This is a genomic window from Mesorhizobium sp. B3-1-7, from assembly GCF_006439385.1.
Taxonomy (GTDB): domain Bacteria; phylum Pseudomonadota; class Alphaproteobacteria; order Rhizobiales; family Rhizobiaceae; genus Mesorhizobium.
The window spans coordinates 370,051-386,573 of sequence record NZ_VFTL01000001.1 but is presented as its reverse complement, the minus strand read 5'-3'; the positions used below and the strand labels follow the sequence as shown (position 1 = coordinate 386,573).

Sequence of the window (16,523 nt, the reverse complement as noted above, 5' to 3'; positions counted from 1 at the left end):
TGCGGGGGAGATGGCCGGCAGGCCAGAGGGGGGTGTGAAGGATCGCGGCGTTGCCAATTCCCGCATCAAGAATCGCCATCAATCGCCCTCGTCCTCATATCCCACCAGATGCAGCGGCCGCGCGGCGATGCCCTCCAGCTCGCACCAGCGCACCAGCGCCTCCTCGCGGCCATGCGTGACCCAGATTTCCTCCGCGCCGGTTTCCTTGATGGTGATGATCAGCTCGTCCCAGTCGGCGTGGTCGGAAATGATCAGCGGCAGCTCGACGCCGCCCTGCTTGGCGCGCTGGCGGATGCGCATCCAGCCCGAGGCGAAGCAGGAGATCGGGTCCGGAAAACGCCGCGCCCAGCGGTCGGCGAAGGCCGACGGCGGGCCGACGACGATCGCGCCGGCGAAATCGGCCTTGTTGCCGCTCTCCACGGTTCCCGGCTCGAGCCTGCCGAGATCGATGCCCTGGCTCTGATAATATTCGCTGAGCTTGGCCAGCGCGCCGTGGATATAGATCGGCCTGTCATAGCCGGCGTCGCGCAACAGCCGCATCACGCGCTGCGCCTTGCCGAGCGCGTAGGCGCCGATCAAATGCGAGCGCTCGGGAAACTGCGCCGCCGATTTGAGCACGCGCGCGATCTCCTCATGGTCGGGCGGATGCCGGAACACCGGCAGGCCGAAGGTCGCTTCGGTGATGAAGACATCGCAGCGGACAGGCTCGAACGGCACGCAGGTCGCGTCCTTCTGCCGCTTGTAGTCGCCGGAGGCGACGATGCGCATGCCCCGGTGCTCGACGCAGATCTGCGCCGAGCCCAGCACATGCCCGGCCGGATGGAAGGTGACGGCGACGCCGTTGATGTCGATCGTCTGACCGGGAGTTGCCGCTTGCGTCGTTCCGGCGAAATCCTCGCCATAGCGCAGTCCCATGATGTCGAGCGTCTCTTGCGTCGCAAGCACCGAGCGGTGGCCGGATCGCGCATGGTCGGAATGGCCGTGCGTGATCAGAGCCCGCTCGACGGGCCGCACCGGATCGATGAAGAAATCGCCGGGCGGGCAGTAGAGGCCCTCCGGCCGGGATTTGAGCAGGTCGCTGGCGCGCATGGCTTTGAACATAGTAGCTAAATTTGCGCCGGGAAGCCCGTTGCAAGAGACTGCTGACTCGTCCTGGATCGCATCGCGTCTCGTTGAAACGCCATCACGATCCAGCTCTTTGTTGGAGCATGATCTCTCTCCGAAAACCGGTTCCCACTTTTTGCTTCGCTGACCTTTGGTTCGGGATCATGCTATGGAGCCAGCCGCCGGCCCGCCTCGCCGGTGGGATCCTTCACGAATGAAACCGCTCCAGGCCTCGTCGGGCGATTTGAATGCCGACCGTCGCGCCGATTTCGCCGAGATGCTTCTCGCCTCGGGCGAGCCTGCGCAGGCGGCGGAGCTTTTGCTTGGCGCGCTGGAGCTGGCGCCGCGCTGGGCCGCCGGCTGGTTTCGCCTCGGCGAGATGCAGGAAGCAGCCGGCCTGGCCGACCAGGCCGCGCAAGCCTGGGCCATGGCGCTGAAGCTGGACCCCGCGGATCGCCTTGGCGCCGCGCTCAAGCTTCAGCTGATCGGCAAGGCGTCCGCCGCGGCGGCACCGCCCAGCGCCTTTGTCGAGACCTTGTTCGACCACTACGCCGACAGTTTCGAGCAATCGCTTGTCGGCAAGCTTGGCTACGGGCTGCCGGATTTTCTCGGGCGCGCCATTGGCAAGGCAAGGCCCGGCCGATTCCGGCTGGCCCTCGACCTTGGCTGCGGCACCGGCCTGATGGGCGAAAGGCTGCGCCCTTTCGTCGACCGGCTGGAGGGCTACGACATCTCGGCCGGCATGCTGAGAAAGGCGAGGGCCAAGGGCATCTACGACCGGCTGGCCAAGGCCGACCTTCAGCATTTCTCCCACACCGGCGACAGAGCCGACCTCGTGGTCGCCGCCGACGTGTTCATCTATGTCGGCGCGCTCGATCGTATCGTCGGCGCGGTTGCGAACATGCTTGCCGATGGCGGCATATTCGCCTTTTCGCTCGAGACGCTTGTCGGCGGCGGCGATTTCGCCCTTTTGCCGTCACGGCGTTATGCCCATTCCGAGGCCTATTCGCGGCACGTGCTTTGTGCCAACGGGCTTTCGGTCCTGTCGCTGGAAAGCATGGTTATCCGTCACGACCGGCGCGATCCCGTCGAGGGCCTGGCCATCGTGGCTGGCTTCCCTGCTACAGCTACCGAGGCGGGGAATCCGGCAACGGCATGAGTCGACCTTGCTGCGAAAAAGCCTGAATGGCATGGTCCGGGTTGCGCGGGGCGGATACCACGAGGAGATATCCATGCGCTGGACCATGATTGCGTTGGCGTCCTGCCTGGCGGTGGCCGGATGTGTCGGCGGCACGTCGATGGCCGAGCGTCAGGACGAGGACGTCCAATCCTCATTGCAGTATGACGATGTGCCTTGCGATCAATTGCTGGCGCAGCGCAATCAACTGGCGCAGCAGAACAATTTGCCTGTCACCGCCAAGCCGAGCTTCTCCAATCCGGCGATGGGCTTTGGCCCGTTCACGCCGGACTTGCGCTCCAAGGCTTCGCGCGACAGCAACAAGGCGAGCGGCGAGATCGACGCCATGAACCGCTCGATCGACCGCCGCGACTGCGGCAAGCCGAAGAAGAAGGAGACGTTCGGGCTGCCGGGCTCGAAGCCTTCCTGATATTCGATATTCCGCTTTGCGATCGGTCGGTTCGTCGAGCTTTCGTGTTTGAAAGCCGCCATGAATCTCTCGGATCTCGGCAACCGCATCTGCATCCTGAGACCGTCCAACAGCGGCAAGTCCACTCTTGCCAATGCGATCGCCCGCAAGCGCGGCTTGGATCGCCTGGATCAGCTCTTTGCTTCCGCGATCGGAATTTGTCTCCCAACTAATATCCGGCCTCTCTGTCGACCAGGTTGTCCAGCTTTTCGCCGCGCTCGAAGGCGGCCATCTGGCGAAGCATGATCGGTACCAGATGGGCCGGGTCCGAGGTCGCCGCCGCATGCGGCGTGACGAACACTTTCGGGTGGCTCCATAACGGGCTGGTCTTCGGCAGTGGCTCGACTTCGAACACGTCGAGGCTTGCTTCCTTCAGCGTGCCGTCGTCCAGCGCGCGCACGATGTCGGCGTCCTTCTGCAGGCGTCCGCGCCCGGCATTGATCAGCACGGCGCCGCCAAGCCCGTTGCGCCGGCCGCAGTTCCTTGAGCAGCCCGTAATTGACGATGCCTTGGGTTTGCGGCGTGAGCGGCAACAGCACGACCAGGATGTCGGTGGCATTGAGGAACGGGATCAGCCCGGCCTCGCCGGCATAGGTCGAAACGCCCTTCATCGGCCGCTCGCTGCGCGACCAGCCATTGACGGCGAAACCGAGCGAAAGCAGCACCGAAGCCGCGGCGCGGCCGAGATGGCCGAGGCCCATGATGCCGACGGCGATGTCGCCGGCCGGCCGTTGCGGCGGCTCGTGCCAGGTCTTCTTCGCCTGCTGGCCGCGGTAGAGCATGCTCTGGCGGTGATGGTCGAGCACTCGCCATACGACATATTCGGTCATGTATTGGGTGAGATTGTCGGCGACGATCCTGACGATAGGCACGTCTGGCAGGCCGGGATCGGCAAAGATATGGTCGACGCCGGCGCCGATCGAAAAGATGACGCGCAGATTGGGCAGCGACTTGAGAAGGTTGGGCTTCTGCTTCCACACCACCGCATAGGTGATCGACGGATCGTTGGCCCCGTTTGGCTCCAGCACGACCTCGCGCTCGGCCGAGAGCAACTCATGCCAGCGCTGCGGGTGGATGCCCGTGAGGGCAAGCAGGACTTTGCCTTTTTCCATTTGCGGATTTTTCTTCCCTGTTTCGCCGGTGCGGGTCCGATTACTCGCTGACCACGCCGGTCGGTGCCGTCTCGATCTTGAAGGCTGCCGCCATCAGCGCCCGCGTATAGTCGGTTTGCGGGCCGCTGAAAATCTGTGCGGAAGGTCCCGCCTCGACGATCTGGCCATTGCGCATGACGATGACGTCATTGGCAAGGGCGCGGACCACCTTAAGGTCGTGGCTGATGAAGAGATAGGCGAGATTGTGCTTGGCCTGAAGGCCGCGCAGAAGGTCGACCACTTGCGCCTGCACGCTCATGTCGAGCGCCGAGGTCGGCTCGTCGAGCATGACGAAGCGCGGGTTGAGCACCATGGCGCGGGCGATGGCGACGCGCTGGCGCTGGCCCCCGGAAAACTCGTGTGGGTAGCGGTGGCGCGTCTCGGGATCGAGGCCGACCTCCTTCAGCACGGCGACCACCTTGTCGTCGCGCTGGTCGGCCGAGAGCTTCGGCTCGTGGATCTTCAGCCCTTCCTCGATGATCTCCGAGACCGACAGGCGCGGGCTGAGCGATCCGAACGGATCCTGGAAGACGATCTGCAGTTCGCGCCGCAGCGGCCGCATGGCGCTGAAGGAGAGCTGGTTGATGTCGCGTCCGTTGAAATTGATCGTGCCGGTCGAGGAGATCATCCGGGCGAGCGCTAAGCCCAGCGTCGTCTTGCCCGAGCCGGATTCGCCGACGACGCCCAGCGTCTGGCCGGCGCGCACCGTGACGTCGATGCCGTCCACGGCCTTCACATGGTCGACGGTCTTGCGGAAGAAGCCCTTCTTGATCGGGAACCAGACCTTGATGTCCTTGCCGGTCATGACGGATTTGGCGCCCGGGTCGGCCGTGGGCGGCTTGCCCTTCGGCTCAGCCGCCAGCAGATGCTTTGTATAGTCATGCCGCGGATTGGCGAAGATTTCCCCGGTCGGGCCGCTCTCGACGATCTTGCCCTTGGTCATGACGCAGACGCGGTCGGCGATCCTGCGCACGATGCCGAGATCGTGCGTGATGAACAGCAGCGACATGCCCTTGCGGGCTTTGAGCTTCGCCAGCAATTCGAGGATCTGCGCCTGCACGGTGACGTCGAGCGCCGTCGTCGGCTCGTCGGCGATCAGAAGCTGCGGCTCGTTGGCCAAAGCCATGGCGATCATGACGCGCTGGCGCTGGCCGCCGGAGAGCTGGTGCGGATAGGCGTCGAGGCGTTTCTGCGGATCGCGAATACCGACCTCGTTGAGCAGCTCCAGCGTGCGGGCGCGGGCGGCTTGATCGCGCATGCCCTGATGCAGGTGCAGCACCTCGACGATCTGCTGCTCGATCGTGTGCAGCGGGTTGAGCGAGGTCATCGGCTCCTGGAAGATCATGGTGATCTTGTTGCCGCGCACGCCGCGCAACGCCTTCTCGTTCATGGCGAGCAGGTCGGCGCCGCTGAACAGGATCTTGCCCGAGGGATGGCTGGCGGCGGGATAGGGCAGGAGCTTCAGCACCGACAGCGCCGAGACCGATTTGCCCGACCCGGATTCGCCGACCAGGGCAACCGTCTCGCCCTTGGCGATGTCGAATGAGATATGGTCGACGGCGATCGATTGCTTGCCGCCCTGCGCGAAGGCGACGCTCAGATCTTGGACGGACAGCAGGGCTTCGCTCATTTGAACGTCTTGCGCGGATCGAAGGCGTCGCGTGTCGCCTCGCCGATGAAGACCAGCAGCGACAGCATCAGCGAAATGACGATGAAGCCGGAGATGCCGAGCCAAGGGGCGTTGAGGTTGCGCTGCGCCTGTTTCAGCAGCTCGCCGAGCGAGGCCGAGCCGGGCGGCAGGCCGAAGCCGAGATAGTCGAGCGAGGTCAGCGTCGAGATGGAGCCCGAGAGCAGGAAGGGCAGGAAGGTCAGCGTCGCCACCATGGCGTTCGGCAACAGGTGCCGGAACATGATGGTGAGGTTCGGCACGCCGAGCGCCCGCGCCGCGTTGACATATTCGAAGTTGCGGGCGCGCAGGAATTCGGCCCGCACCACGCCGACCAGCGCCACCCAGGAGAACAGCAGCATCAGGCTGAGCAGGATGAAGAAGCCCGGCGGCAGGATGGCCGAGACGATCAGCAGGAGGTAGAGCACCGGGATCGCCGACCAGATTTCGATGAAACGCTGGAAGAGGAGGTCGGTCCAGCCGCCGAAATAGCCTTGCACCGCGCCGGCCGCGACGCCGATCAGCGACGAGCCGAGCGTCAGGATCAGGCCGAATAGAACCGAGATGCGGAAGCCGTAGAGCACGCGCGCCAGCACGTCGCGCGCCTGGTCGTCGGTGCCCAGCCAGTTCCAGTTGCCGACGACGCAGTTCTCGTCGGCCTCTCCCTTCGGGTACTGACTGCAGCGCGTCTTCTTGTCGTAAAGCCAGGACGGTTTTGCCGGTGCCGGTTCCGGAATGGCGTTGTTGACCGTCTGGTAGGAGTAGCGAACCGGCGGCCAGATCATCCAGCCATTGGAATTGATCTCGTCCTGGATCACCGGATCGCGATAATCGGTGACGGCGTAGAAACCGCCGAACTTCTCTTCCGGATAGGCGACCAGAACCGGAAACAGGATCTCGCCCTTGTATGAGACGACGATCGGCTTGTCGTTGGCGATCAGCTCGGAAAACAGCGACAGCACGAACAGCAAAAGGAAGATCCAGAGCGACCAGTAGCCGCGCCGGTTGGCCTTGAAATTCTGCAACCGCCTCTGGTTGAGCGGCGACAGAAATGGCCTGCGAGGCCGCGCCGGCGCGCTTTCGATCGCGGCCTCGGCCATCAGATGTCTCTCCGCTCGAAGTCGATGCGCGGATCGACCCAGGTGTAGATCAGGTCTGACAAAAGGCCGACGAACAGGCCAAGCAGCGAGAAGATGTAGAGGGTGGCGAACACCACCGGATAGTCGCGGTCGATCACCGACTTGAAGCCGAGCAGGCCGAGGCCGTCGAGCGAGAAGATGTTCTCGATCAGCAGCGAGCCGGTGAAGAAGGCCGAGATGAAGGCGCCGGGGAAGCCGGCAATCACGATCAGCATGGCGTTTCGAAAGACGTGGCCGTAGAGCACCTTATGCTCCGACAGCCCCTTGGCGCGCGCCGTCACCACATATTGCTTGCGGATTTCTTCAAGGAAGGAGTTCTTGGTGAGAAGGGTGGTCGTCGCGAAAGCCGAAAGCACGAGCGCCGTCAGCGGCAGCGTCATGTGCCAGAAATAGTCGGCGATCTTGCCCGGCCACGACAGCTGGTCCCAATTGTCCGAAACGATGCCGCGCAGCGGAAACCAGTCCCAGAACGAGCCGCCCGCGAACAGCACCATGAGCATGATGCCGAACAGGAAGCCTGGAATGGCATAGCCGACGATGACGACGCCGCTTGTCCATACGTCGAAGGTCGAGCCGTCCTTCACCGCCTTGCGGATGCCGAGCGGGATCGAGATCAGGTAGGATAAAAGCGTGATCCACAGGCCGATGGAGATGGAGACGGGCATCTTCTCCAGGATCAGGTTCAGCACCGAGATATCGCGGAAATAGCTGTCGCCGAAATCGAAGCGGCTATAGTTCCACAGCATCATGCCGAAGCGCTCGAGCGGCGGCTTGTCGAAGCCGAACTGCTTCTCCAGTTTCTTGATGAATCCGGGATCGAGCCCCTGCGCGCCGCGATATTTCGAGCCGACATCGCCGGCAACGTCGAAATTGGCGCCACCGGCGTCGCCGCCACCGCTGCCGAGGCGATCGTTGCCGCCCTGGTTGGTCAGCCGTGCAATCACCTGCTCGACCGGGCCGCCCGGCGCGAACTGGATGACCGCGAAGGAAATCGCCATGATGCCGAACAGCGTCGGGATCATGAGAAGAATGCGGCGCAGGATATAGGCGCCCATCAGGCGACGGGCCCCGCGCGAACAGTGATGTCAGGCTTTGCCAATCTTTGCCGCCTTGCCCTTGTCGACCCACCACAGCGCCTCGACCGGAAAGCCGAAATCGGGTTTCTGTTCGGGGAAGCCGAACATGTCCCAATAGGCGCTTCGGTGATTCGCCAGATACCAACTTGGAATCCAATCGCGCCGGGCGCGCAAGGCCCGGTCCAAGGCGCGCATGGCGGTGGTCAGGCTTTCACGGTCCTTGGCGGCGCCGACGGCATCGATCAACGCGTCGATGGCCGGGCTTGCAATGCCCGACAGGTTGCGCGAGCCCGATACGGCGGCGCTGCGCGAGTGGAAGAAAATTTCCAGATCGTCGCGGGTCGGCGTGGCGCTGAAATTGAAGGCGGCCGAGAGCAGGTCGAAATCGAATGTCGATTGCCTGAGCTGGTACTGTGCCGAATCCACCAGGCGGATCGAGGCATCGATGCCGATGGCCTTCATGTTGGCTACCCAGGGCGAATAGACCTGCACGAAGGTCTCGTCGTCGACCAGGAATTCGGCGGAGAGCCGCCCGCCCTTGTCATTGACCACGAAATCGCCGGAGCGCTTCCAGCCGGCCTGAGCGAGCAATTTCAGTGCCGCGCTCAGTTGCTTGCGGTCCCGCCCTGAACCGTCCGACGGCGGTTGCGTCACCGCTTCGCCGAAGGTCTCCGGCGGCAGCTGGTCGCGCAGCGGTTCCAGCAGCGCCAGCTCCTGCGGCGTTGGCATACCCGCGGCCCGGAAGTCGGATTTTTCGAAGCAGGATTGCGAGCGCTCATAGGAACCATAGAAGAAGTTGCGCCGTGTCCATTCGAAATCGAAGCAGAGCGCGATCGCCTGCCGCACGCGCGGATCCTTGAACTGCTCCCGCCGCTGGTTGACCGCGGTGGCCTGCATGGAGGGCGTGGTTTCGGCGGGGAACTCATGCTTGATCACCTTGCCGGCGGTAAAGGCCGGAAAATCGTAGGCCGTCGCCCAGACGCGCGACGTGAACTCCTCGCGGTAGAGGATCTCACCCTTCTTGAAGGCCTCGAACCCGGCCGTCCGGTCCTGGTAGAATTCGATGCGGATGCGCCCGAAATTGTTCTGGCCGCGATTGACCGGCAGGTCGTTACCCCAATAGTCGGCCACGCGCTCATATTCGATCCAGGCGCCCGCCGACCAGCGCCCGACCGTATAGGCGCTAGAGCCGAGCGGCGGATTGAGCTGCGAGGAATCGAACGGGTTGGCGGTAAAGAAGGCCTTCGAAAGAATCGGAAAACCGACCACGTTGAGGATGGTGCGGGCCGATTGCTTGCCGGAGAATTTGAGCTCGACGGTGTGAGCGTCCCTCGCCACGGCATCTTCCAGATGCGTCAGCGACAGCGCGTAGTCCGGATGCCCTTTGTCTTTCAGCAGCTTGAAGGTGAAGGCGACATCGTCGGCGGTGAGCGGCGAGCCGTCATGGAAGCGCGCCTGCGGGCGCAGCGAGAATGTGAAGCCGTTGCGGTCGTCGGAGATTGTGACACCGTCGGCGATCAGTCCATAGACCGCGTCCGGCTCGTCGAGCGCCCGCACCATCAAGGAATCGAAGCACATTTCCATGCGCTGCGGAGAATCGCCCTTGGCGACGAATGAGTTCAGCGTGTTGAAGGTCTGCGGGCTCTGGTTGGCGCCCCAGTTGGGCGGGGAGAAGTTGAAGGTGCCGCCTTGCGGCGCATCGACATCGACATAGTCGAAATGCGTGAAGTCGGGCTTGTATTTCAGGTCGCCGAAGGCCGACAGGCCATGCAATTTGACGCCGGTCGGGGTCTCGGCAAAAGCTCGGCCGGGCAGCAACGCGGCAGCCGTGGCTGCGGCGCCGAGCGCCAGGAAGTCGCGGCGAGGGAGCAAAGTCCGCCGCTCCATCAATTGAGGCCCTTGTACTTGGCGGCCAGCGCCTTTTCCTTCACCGGGTCGATCCACCAGGAATCGATATCCGCGCCCCGGTAGGTGGGCTGTTTCTCCGGCATGCCGAACTTGTTCCAATAGGCCAGCCACACCACCGCGCGGTAGAATTGCGGGACCACATAGTAGTTCCACAACAGCACCCGATCGAGCGCGTGGGTGGCCGCGACGAGGTCGTCGCGATCGGTGGCGAAGATGATGCGGTCGACCAATGCGTCGACAACCGGGTCCTTGATGCCGGAATAGTTGCGCGATCCGGGCGCGTCGGCGGCCTTCGAGCTCCAGAAATCGCGCTGTTCGTTGCCCGGCGATTCCGACTGCTGCAGCAGGTTGGTGATGACGTCGTAGTCGAAATTATTGACGCGGTTGACGTATTGGCTGGGATCGATGATCCGCAGCGTCGCATCGACGCCGATCTTGCGCAGGTTGGCGATATAATTGCCTGAGAGGATCTGGTCCGTGTCGGACGTGCCGAGGATCTCGAATTTGAACGGCGCGCCGGTCTTGGCGTTCACCATCTTGCCGCCCTTGATCACCCAGCCCGCCTGGGCGAAGAGGTCCACCGCCTGCTTCAGAAACTTCCGTTCCGCCTGCGGCGAGTCATAGATCGGCAGCTTGAATTCCTGGGTGAACAATTCAGGCGGCAGCTTGTCTCGATACTTCTCCAGGATCTCGAGCTCCTTGCCTTGCGGCAGCCCGCTCGACGCCAATTCGGTGCCCTGGAAATAACTTTTGGTGCGCGTGTTGGAATTGAAGAACAGCGTGCGGTTCATCGTCTCGAAATCGTAAGGATAGGTCAGCGCTTCGCGCACGCGGCGATCCTGGAACAGCGGCCGGCGCTGGTTGAGCATGAAAGCCTGCATCGGCTCCGGCGAGGTGGTCTTGAATTCCTTCTTGATCACGTCGCCGGCGCCGATGGCGGGAAAATTATAAGCCGTGGCCCAACGTCTCGAGCTGTTTTCCGGCTTGATGTCGTCCAGCCCGCCCTTGGTGAAGGCCTGCCAGGCGGCGTTGTCGTCCAGTATGTAGGTGAAGCGTTGGGTATCGAAATTCTCGCGGCCGACCTTCACCGGCAGCTTGGCGCCCCAATAGTCCGGCACGCGCTGCCAGACGATCTCCGAGCCCGGCTTGAAGCTGGCGATCTTGTAGGCGGCCGAGCCCAGCGGCGGCTCCAGCGTCGGCCTGGTGATGTCGCGCTTCTTGCCGCTGGCATCGGTGCCTTCCCACCAGTGCTTCGGCAAAACGACGAGATCGCCGAGGATCTTGGGCAGCTCGCGGTTGCCCTTCTGGTTGAAATGGAATTCGACCTCATGGTCGGAGATCGCCACAGCGTCGGTGACGTTCTCGAAATAGCGGCTGTATTGTGGGCTGTTGGCCTTGAGCACCTGGAAGGACCAGATCACGTCATCGACGGTGATTGGCTGGCCGTCATGCCATTTTGCCCGCGGATCGAGCCGGTAGGTGGCGGACGAATAGTCGGAAGGGTATTTGTAGGCATCGGCGACCAGCGGGTGGCTGACGCTGCCCTCGTCGGTCGCCTGGTCCATCAGCGTGTCGTAGAGCAGCCCGCCGCCGAAGCCGACCAGCCCCGCGGTCGGCGATCCCTGCACGATATAGGGGTTGAAGCTGTCGAACGTACCGGTGACGACGGAGTTGTAGGTCCCGCCTTTCGGCGCATCGGGATTGACGTAGTCGTAACGTTGGAAATTCTCGCCGTATTTTGAAGGCCCGATCAGCGACGACGTCGTGTGCCACTCATCGGCGAAGCCGGCCTGCAGGCTGGCGGCGAAGGCGAGCGCGAACGCCGATGCGAAAAGCGTGCGGAAGCGGCCAACCTTCATGCGTTCTCCTCGTCGCGAACTTTGCTCACCCGCAATCTAGATCATTTGACGCCGGTGGGAACCGCAAGTGCCGCCTTTGTCGCCGCCCATGCAGCTTTCCCAACAGAAAAGCCGGGACGAACCCGGCTTTTCCAAGGAAGTCTCTGCGACAAATTGTTTATTGAGCGGGCGCCGCGGGCTTGGCCGGAGCGGCTCCCTCGGCCGGCTTGGCCGGCGCGGCGCCTTCTGCGGGCTTCGCGGGTGCGGCGCCTTCCGCCGGCTTGGCGCCTTCGGCGGGCTTGGCCTCGGCCGAAGCGCCCGGCTGCGGCAGCGGCTTCGGATTGTCCGACAGCGTGCGCAGATAGGCGATCACATTGGCCCGGTCTTCATCCTTCGGCAGACCGGCGAAGCCCATCGCCGTGCCCTTCACGAACTTCTTCGGCGAGGTGATGAAGTGGTTGAGATTGTCGTAGGTCCAGTGCTCCTGGCCGCCTTTCGAAAAATCCTTCATGCCGGCCGAATAGGCGAAGCCTTCATGCTCGGCGACGGGGCGGTCGACGATATCCCAGAGATCCGGGCCGACCTTGTTCGGACCGCCCTTTTCGCCGGAATGGCAGGCCTGGCATTTCTTGAAGATCGCGGCGCCAGCCTCGGCATTGGCGGTGGCGAGCAGGTCGGCGATCGGCTTGGCTTCCGCCGCGGGAGCAGCCGGACCGCCTTCGGCCGGTTCCTGCGCTTCGATGGCGAAGCCGGGCTTTTCGGGCGCCGGCGAGGCAAACAATCCGTCCGAGACGAGGCCTATGGAAAAGACGAGGAAGCAGGTTCCCAGAAATCCGCCGAGCAGCTTGTTGACTTCGTTGGAATCCATACGCCCCTTGCTCCCTTTTCCGGCGGACCGTCCCGTCCACTCCGTCCGTCGGTATCGCGAACTGCCTCGAAAGGCCAGTCAAATCGGGCGGAAACTAGGTCTTTTGCTCAGGCGTTGCAACACCTATAAGGGCGCTTCCAGTGAGACCTTTTGCCACTTTCCATCCGCTTTTTTCGACCGCCCTGAAATCCGATGTCAACCTTGATCCTGATCCCCGCCCGCATGGCCTCGACGCGTCTGCCGGGCAAGCCGCTGGCCGACATTGCGGGCGCGCCGATGATCGTCCATGTCGCCCGCCGGTCCGCCGAGGCCGGGCTTGGCCGCGTGGTGGTGGCGACCGATACCGAAGCCGTCGCGCAAGCCGTGCGGGCGCATGGCTTCGAGGCCGTCATGACCCGCGCGGATCACGAATCGGGCTCCGACCGCATCTTCGAGGCGCTGACGGCCCTCGACCCCGAAAAGCAGGTGGAAACGATCGTCAACGTCCAGGGCGACCTGCCGACCATCGATCCCGAGATCATCGGCGCGTCGCTGCGGCCGTTTGAGAACAAATCGGTCGATATCGCCACGCTGGGCGTCGAGATCGTGCGCGACGAGGAGAAGACCAACCAGAACGTGGTCAAGATCGTCGGCTCGCCGCTTTCGGCGACACGGTTGAGAGCGCTCTATTTCACCCGCGCCACCGCGCCCTGGGGCGAGGGGCCGCTCTACCACCACATCGGCCTCTACGCCTATCGCCGTGCGGCGCTGGAACGCTTCGTGGCGCTCAAGCCGTCGCCGCTGGAGCGGCGCGAACGGCTGGAGCAGCTGCGCGCGCTGGAAGCCGGCATGCGCATCGACGCCGAGATCGTCAAATCGCTGCCGCTTGGCGTCGACACCCCCGACGACCTCGAGCGGGCGCGAAAAATCCTCTCAAACTGAGACATCCGTGATGGCTGAAAAGACCAACAGAATTTCCTTCCAGGGCGAGCCAGGCGCCAATTCCGACACGGCCTGCCGCAACATGTTCCCGTCGATGGAACCGTTGCCTTGCCCGACCTTCGAGGATGCTTTCAACGCGGTCGAGACCGGCAAGGCCGAGCTCGCCATGATCCCGATCGAGAACACGATCGCCGGGCGCGTCGCCGACATCCACCACCTCTTGCCCGAATCGAAGTTGCACATCGCCGGCGAGTATTTCCTGCCGATCCATTTCCAGCTGATGGTGCTGCCGGGGGTGAAGCGCGAAGAGATCAAGACCGTGCACAGCCACATCCATGCGCTCGGCCAGTGCCGCAAATATATCCGCAAGAACGGCTGGAGGCCGGTGATCGCCGGCGACACGGCGGGTTCGGCCAAGATGGTCTCGGAGGTCCGGGACCGCACCATGGCCTCGCTGGCGCCGGCTTTGGCTGCGGAGTTCTATGGGCTCGATATCATCGAGAAGAATGTCGAGGACACCGATTCGAACGTCACCCGCTTCGTCGTGCTGACCAAGAACAAGCAATGGGTGGAGCGCCCCGCGCCGGACGCCAAGATGATGACCACCTTCATCTTCCGTGTCCGCAACGTGCCGGCCGCGCTCTATAAGGCGATGGGCGGCTTCGCCACCAACGGCATCAACATGACCAAGCTCGAGAGCTACCAGCTCGGCGCCTTCACCGCGACGTTGTTTTACGCCGACATCGAGGGCCACCCGGACGATCCGCTGGTCAAGCTGGCGCTCGACGAGTTGCGCTTCTTCTCGCGCGAAATGCGCATCCTCGGCGTCTATCCGGCCAGCGCCTCGCGCGATGAGTGGAAGGTGGCGGATTGACCGGTTAGTCGGAGCTCACGACCTTCGAGATTGGGGGAGCCTTCGCGACTTCGTCATCCACGGGCGGAGCGACGCGAAGCGGAGCGCAGACGCGAGGATCCATTCCGTAACCTTGATCGTAGAGCGCGGCGGAGCAGAATTCTGGACCGTCGCAACGCGTCGAAGTCACGGCATGGATCCTCGGGTCTGCGCGTGTCGCTTCGCTCCTTGCTTCGCCCGTGGGTGACGAAGCACGAAGGCCTTCGCCAATCTCCGACGTTTGCACTCAACCCGATATCACCCCCAGCCGAGCGGCACGTAGTCGATCTCCATGAACGTCTCGACCTCCGGCACCCAGCGGTCGCGCACGAAGGCGACGTGGTCCGGGTGCTCGTTGTAGCGCGTGTAGGCCGCCTGGTCGGCGAACTCCATCGAGAAGCCGAACTGGTAGTCGTTCTTCGGGCTCACCTGCCGCAGCTGCTCGAAATGCGCGACGCCCTTGATCCCGGTCAGGATCTTCTTCGCGTCGTGGAGGAAGCGCTTCGTCTCCAGCGACTGCAGCGGGTGCTTCAGCGTGAACACGACGGTGTGACGGATCATTCTTCTGCTCCTATTCGCTGTCGACCCAGGCGCGGATGAGGTGATGGGCGATTGCCCCTTTCGGCGGTGTAATCAAGCCGGCGGCATGCGTCCTGTCCAGCATCGTGCGCACCTCGTCGCGGAAAAACCAGCGGCAGTCCTCCAGCTCGTTGAGGTCGGCCTGGATATCCTCGTTGAGCGGCTCGCCGAAGCAGCCGATCATCAGCGAATAGGGGAACGGCCAGGGCTGGCTGGCGTGATAGACCACGCGGCCGAGCCGGATGCCGGCCTCTTCAAGCGTCTCGCGCCGCACCGCCGCCTCGATCGTCTCGCCCGGCTCGATGAAGCCGGCAAGCGCGGAATACATGCCCGGCGCGAAATGCTTGCCGCGCCCGAGCAGGCATTTTTCATGCGTCACCGTTAGCATGATCGCCACCGGGTCGGTGCGCGGGAAATGGTCGGTGCCGCAGGCCGGGCAATGCCGCCTGTAGCCGCCGGCCCGCATTTCCGAGCGGTTGCCGCATTTCGAGCAGAAGGCATGGCTGGCGTGCCAGGCGAGCAGCGCCGCGCCTTGCGCCAGCGCGCCGGCCGCCGCCTCGTCGACCAACCCCTGCATATAGACGGAGCGGTAGTCGATCGCCTTGATCGTCTCGGGCAGCTCTTCCGGCTCGACGCCGGCGGGCGCCGCCAGCACGGGGCCTTCCTCGGAAAAGCCGAGCAGCACGCCTTGGCCGAGCGAAACCTCGAAGGCCTGGCTTTCATCCGCCTTGAACCAGGGGTCGAACGTGCCGTCGTCAAGTTTGAGGTAAAGCCGCCCGGCATGCATCAGCATCAGCCGCGCGGTCCGGTCGGCCAGCGCTTTTTCGACCGCGTCGTCGGCGCGGTTCTCGGACTGCCGGTCGATCCGGTTGCCGGCGAAACCGACGAATTGACTGGGCTCGCGCAAGGGCGCGTCGAACAGGCGAAAGCTCATGGGGACTCGGGTGGGCTGAGGACTCGGGGGTGCGGAATGGACACTGGTCAGCTTATAGCGCTGCCTTGATCGTTTCGGCAAACCGCCTCATATCGGAGCGCTGGTAGGGCTCGCGCATGCCGTGCCCCCAGACCGGTCCCGGCCAGCCGGGATCGCCCTCGGAGCGGGCGACGACATGGACATGCAGCTGGCGCACGATGTTGCCCAAAGCGCCAGTGTTGATCTTGGTGCAGCCGGTCACCCGCTTCAGCGCTTGCGCCACCATATTGGTCTCGAAGGTCAGCATCGCCTGGTCGAGCGGCGTCAGGTCGTGAATTTCTTCCACGCCCGGCCGCTGCGGCACCAGCACCAGCCATGGCCAGCGGCTGTCGTTCATCAGCCTGAGCTCGCAAAGGCCAAGCCACATAAGCTGCTCGCTGTCCGCCTCCAGCCGGGCGTCCAGCGTGAATCCGGCCTCGAGGCCAGGCAGCATCGGCGTTTCCTTCACTTTTGTTATTTTGTAAGCATTTTCCAAACCCGGGACGCTAGAGCGGCGGCAAGGTGGCTGCAAGCGATTCATTGACCGCCGCCATCGATTTGAAGGACTTTCCGCCTTCGATGTGGTCATGGGTTCCGACTCGGCCCTTGCATTTCGCCGCCGAATTGCCGATATGGAACGCGGGAGGTTGGTGGTGGACGATCCACTCGCCAACCGGGTCAGGTCCGGAAGGAAGCAGCCCTAACGAGCCCGGAACGGGTCATTGTTCCAGCCTCCCACCTCTTCGCCTTTCTCCCGCGACATTGACGGCCCCGAGCCGTGCG

At 63.6% G+C, this 16,523-nt stretch carries 14 protein-coding genes, 1 other RNA gene and 2 pseudogenes; 6 read left to right on the top strand and 11 right to left on the bottom strand.

Annotated features, from left to right (window positions below; translation table 11 throughout):
- Positions 1-78: 78 nt before the first annotated feature.
- Complete coding sequence (locus FJ417_RS01805; protein WP_140782266.1) at positions 79-1,089, bottom strand: ligase-associated DNA damage response exonuclease; 1,011 nt, start codon at positions 1,087-1,089, stop codon at positions 79-81.
- A gap of 229 nt (positions 1,090-1,318) precedes the next feature.
- On the opposite strand from FJ417_RS01805, the gene FJ417_RS01800 reads away from it, so the two are divergent.
- From FJ417_RS01800 to FJ417_RS33435, 3 genes and pseudogenes are all read left to right on the top strand, one after another.
- Positions 1,319-2,263, top strand: coding sequence for a methyltransferase domain-containing protein (locus FJ417_RS01800; protein ID WP_140782248.1), 945 nt, complete (start codon positions 1,319-1,321; stop codon positions 2,261-2,263).
- Positions 2,264-2,336: 73 nt separating this feature from the next.
- Complete coding sequence (locus FJ417_RS01795) at positions 2,337-2,711, top strand: hypothetical protein (RefSeq protein WP_140782247.1); 375 nt, start codon at positions 2,337-2,339, stop codon at positions 2,709-2,711.
- A gap of 60 nt (positions 2,712-2,771) precedes the next feature.
- Positions 2,772-2,873: pseudogene (locus FJ417_RS33435) on the top strand (AAA family ATPase); the annotation flags it as partial.
- Between the two features lie 46 nt (positions 2,874-2,919).
- Here the strand turns inward: FJ417_RS33435 and FJ417_RS01785 are convergent.
- The 7 genes and pseudogenes from FJ417_RS01785 to FJ417_RS01755 all read right to left on the bottom strand — a co-directional run bounded on the left by FJ417_RS01785 (position 2,920) and on the right by FJ417_RS01755 (position 12,396).
- A pseudogene (locus FJ417_RS01785) lies at positions 2,920-3,862 on the bottom strand (glyoxylate/hydroxypyruvate reductase A).
- Positions 3,863-3,902: 40 nt separating this feature from the next.
- A complete protein-coding gene (locus tag FJ417_RS01780; RefSeq protein WP_140782246.1) occupies positions 3,903-5,531 on the bottom strand; it encodes an ABC transporter ATP-binding protein in 1,629 nt (542 codons plus the stop codon).
- A complete protein-coding gene (locus FJ417_RS01775; RefSeq protein WP_140702696.1) occupies positions 5,528-6,667 on the bottom strand; it encodes an ABC transporter permease in 1,140 nt (379 codons plus the stop codon). Before FJ417_RS01775 ends, FJ417_RS01780 begins: the two co-directional genes overlap by 4 nt.
- On the bottom strand, positions 6,667-7,761 hold the full coding sequence (locus tag FJ417_RS01770) for a microcin C ABC transporter permease YejB (RefSeq protein ID WP_140782245.1): 1,095 nt from the start codon (positions 7,759-7,761) through the stop codon (positions 6,667-6,669). Before FJ417_RS01770 ends, FJ417_RS01775 begins: the two co-directional genes overlap by 1 nt.
- A 30-nt stretch (positions 7,762-7,791) precedes the next feature.
- Positions 7,792-9,669 carry an extracellular solute-binding protein gene (locus FJ417_RS01765; RefSeq protein WP_140782244.1) on the bottom strand — a complete coding sequence of 626 codons (1,878 nt, stop codon included), beginning with the start codon at positions 9,667-9,669 and terminating at the stop codon, positions 7,792-7,794.
- The gene (locus FJ417_RS01760) at positions 9,669-11,549 is read right to left on the bottom strand and encodes an extracellular solute-binding protein (protein ID WP_140782243.1); all 1,881 of its coding nucleotides are present in this window, start codon (positions 11,547-11,549) and stop codon (positions 9,669-9,671) included. Before FJ417_RS01760 ends, FJ417_RS01765 begins: the two co-directional genes overlap by 1 nt.
- A gap of 157 nt (positions 11,550-11,706) precedes the next feature.
- Complete coding sequence (locus tag FJ417_RS01755) at positions 11,707-12,396, bottom strand: cytochrome c family protein (RefSeq protein WP_140782242.1); 690 nt, start codon at positions 12,394-12,396, stop codon at positions 11,707-11,709.
- Between the two features lie 192 nt (positions 12,397-12,588).
- On the opposite strand from FJ417_RS01755, the gene FJ417_RS01750 reads away from it, so the two are divergent.
- Positions 12,589-13,317 (top strand): 3-deoxy-manno-octulosonate cytidylyltransferase, encoded by a 729-nt coding sequence (locus FJ417_RS01750; RefSeq protein WP_140782241.1) that lies wholly within the window; start codon positions 12,589-12,591, stop codon positions 13,315-13,317.
- Between the two features lie 10 nt (positions 13,318-13,327).
- On the top strand, positions 13,328-14,191 hold the full coding sequence (locus tag FJ417_RS01745; RefSeq protein WP_140782240.1) for a prephenate dehydratase: 864 nt from the start codon (positions 13,328-13,330) through the stop codon (positions 14,189-14,191).
- Between the two features lie 276 nt (positions 14,192-14,467).
- Here FJ417_RS01745 and FJ417_RS01740 read toward each other — a convergent pair whose 3' ends face one another.
- The 3 genes from FJ417_RS01740 to FJ417_RS01730 are packed head-to-tail and all read right to left on the bottom strand — an operon-like array spanning position 14,468 to position 16,194.
- Positions 14,468-14,770 carry a Dabb family protein gene (locus FJ417_RS01740; protein WP_140645377.1) on the bottom strand — a complete coding sequence of 101 codons (303 nt, stop codon included), beginning with the start codon at positions 14,768-14,770 and terminating at the stop codon, positions 14,468-14,470.
- A gap of 10 nt (positions 14,771-14,780) precedes the next feature.
- Positions 14,781-15,722: an NAD(+) diphosphatase gene (gene nudC, locus FJ417_RS01735; protein WP_140782239.1), complete on the bottom strand. Its 942-nt coding sequence runs from the start codon at positions 15,720-15,722 to the stop codon at positions 14,781-14,783.
- Positions 15,723-15,774: 52 nt separating this feature from the next.
- On the bottom strand, positions 15,775-16,194 hold the full coding sequence (locus tag FJ417_RS01730) for an HIT family protein (RefSeq protein WP_140782238.1): 420 nt from the start codon (positions 16,192-16,194) through the stop codon (positions 15,775-15,777).
- Between the two features lie 188 nt (positions 16,195-16,382).
- Between FJ417_RS01730 and ffs the strand changes: the two genes are divergently transcribed.
- Positions 16,383-16,479, top strand: an RNA gene (ffs, locus tag FJ417_RS01725) — signal recognition particle sRNA small type.
- The last annotated feature ends 44 nt before the right edge of the window (positions 16,480-16,523 follow it).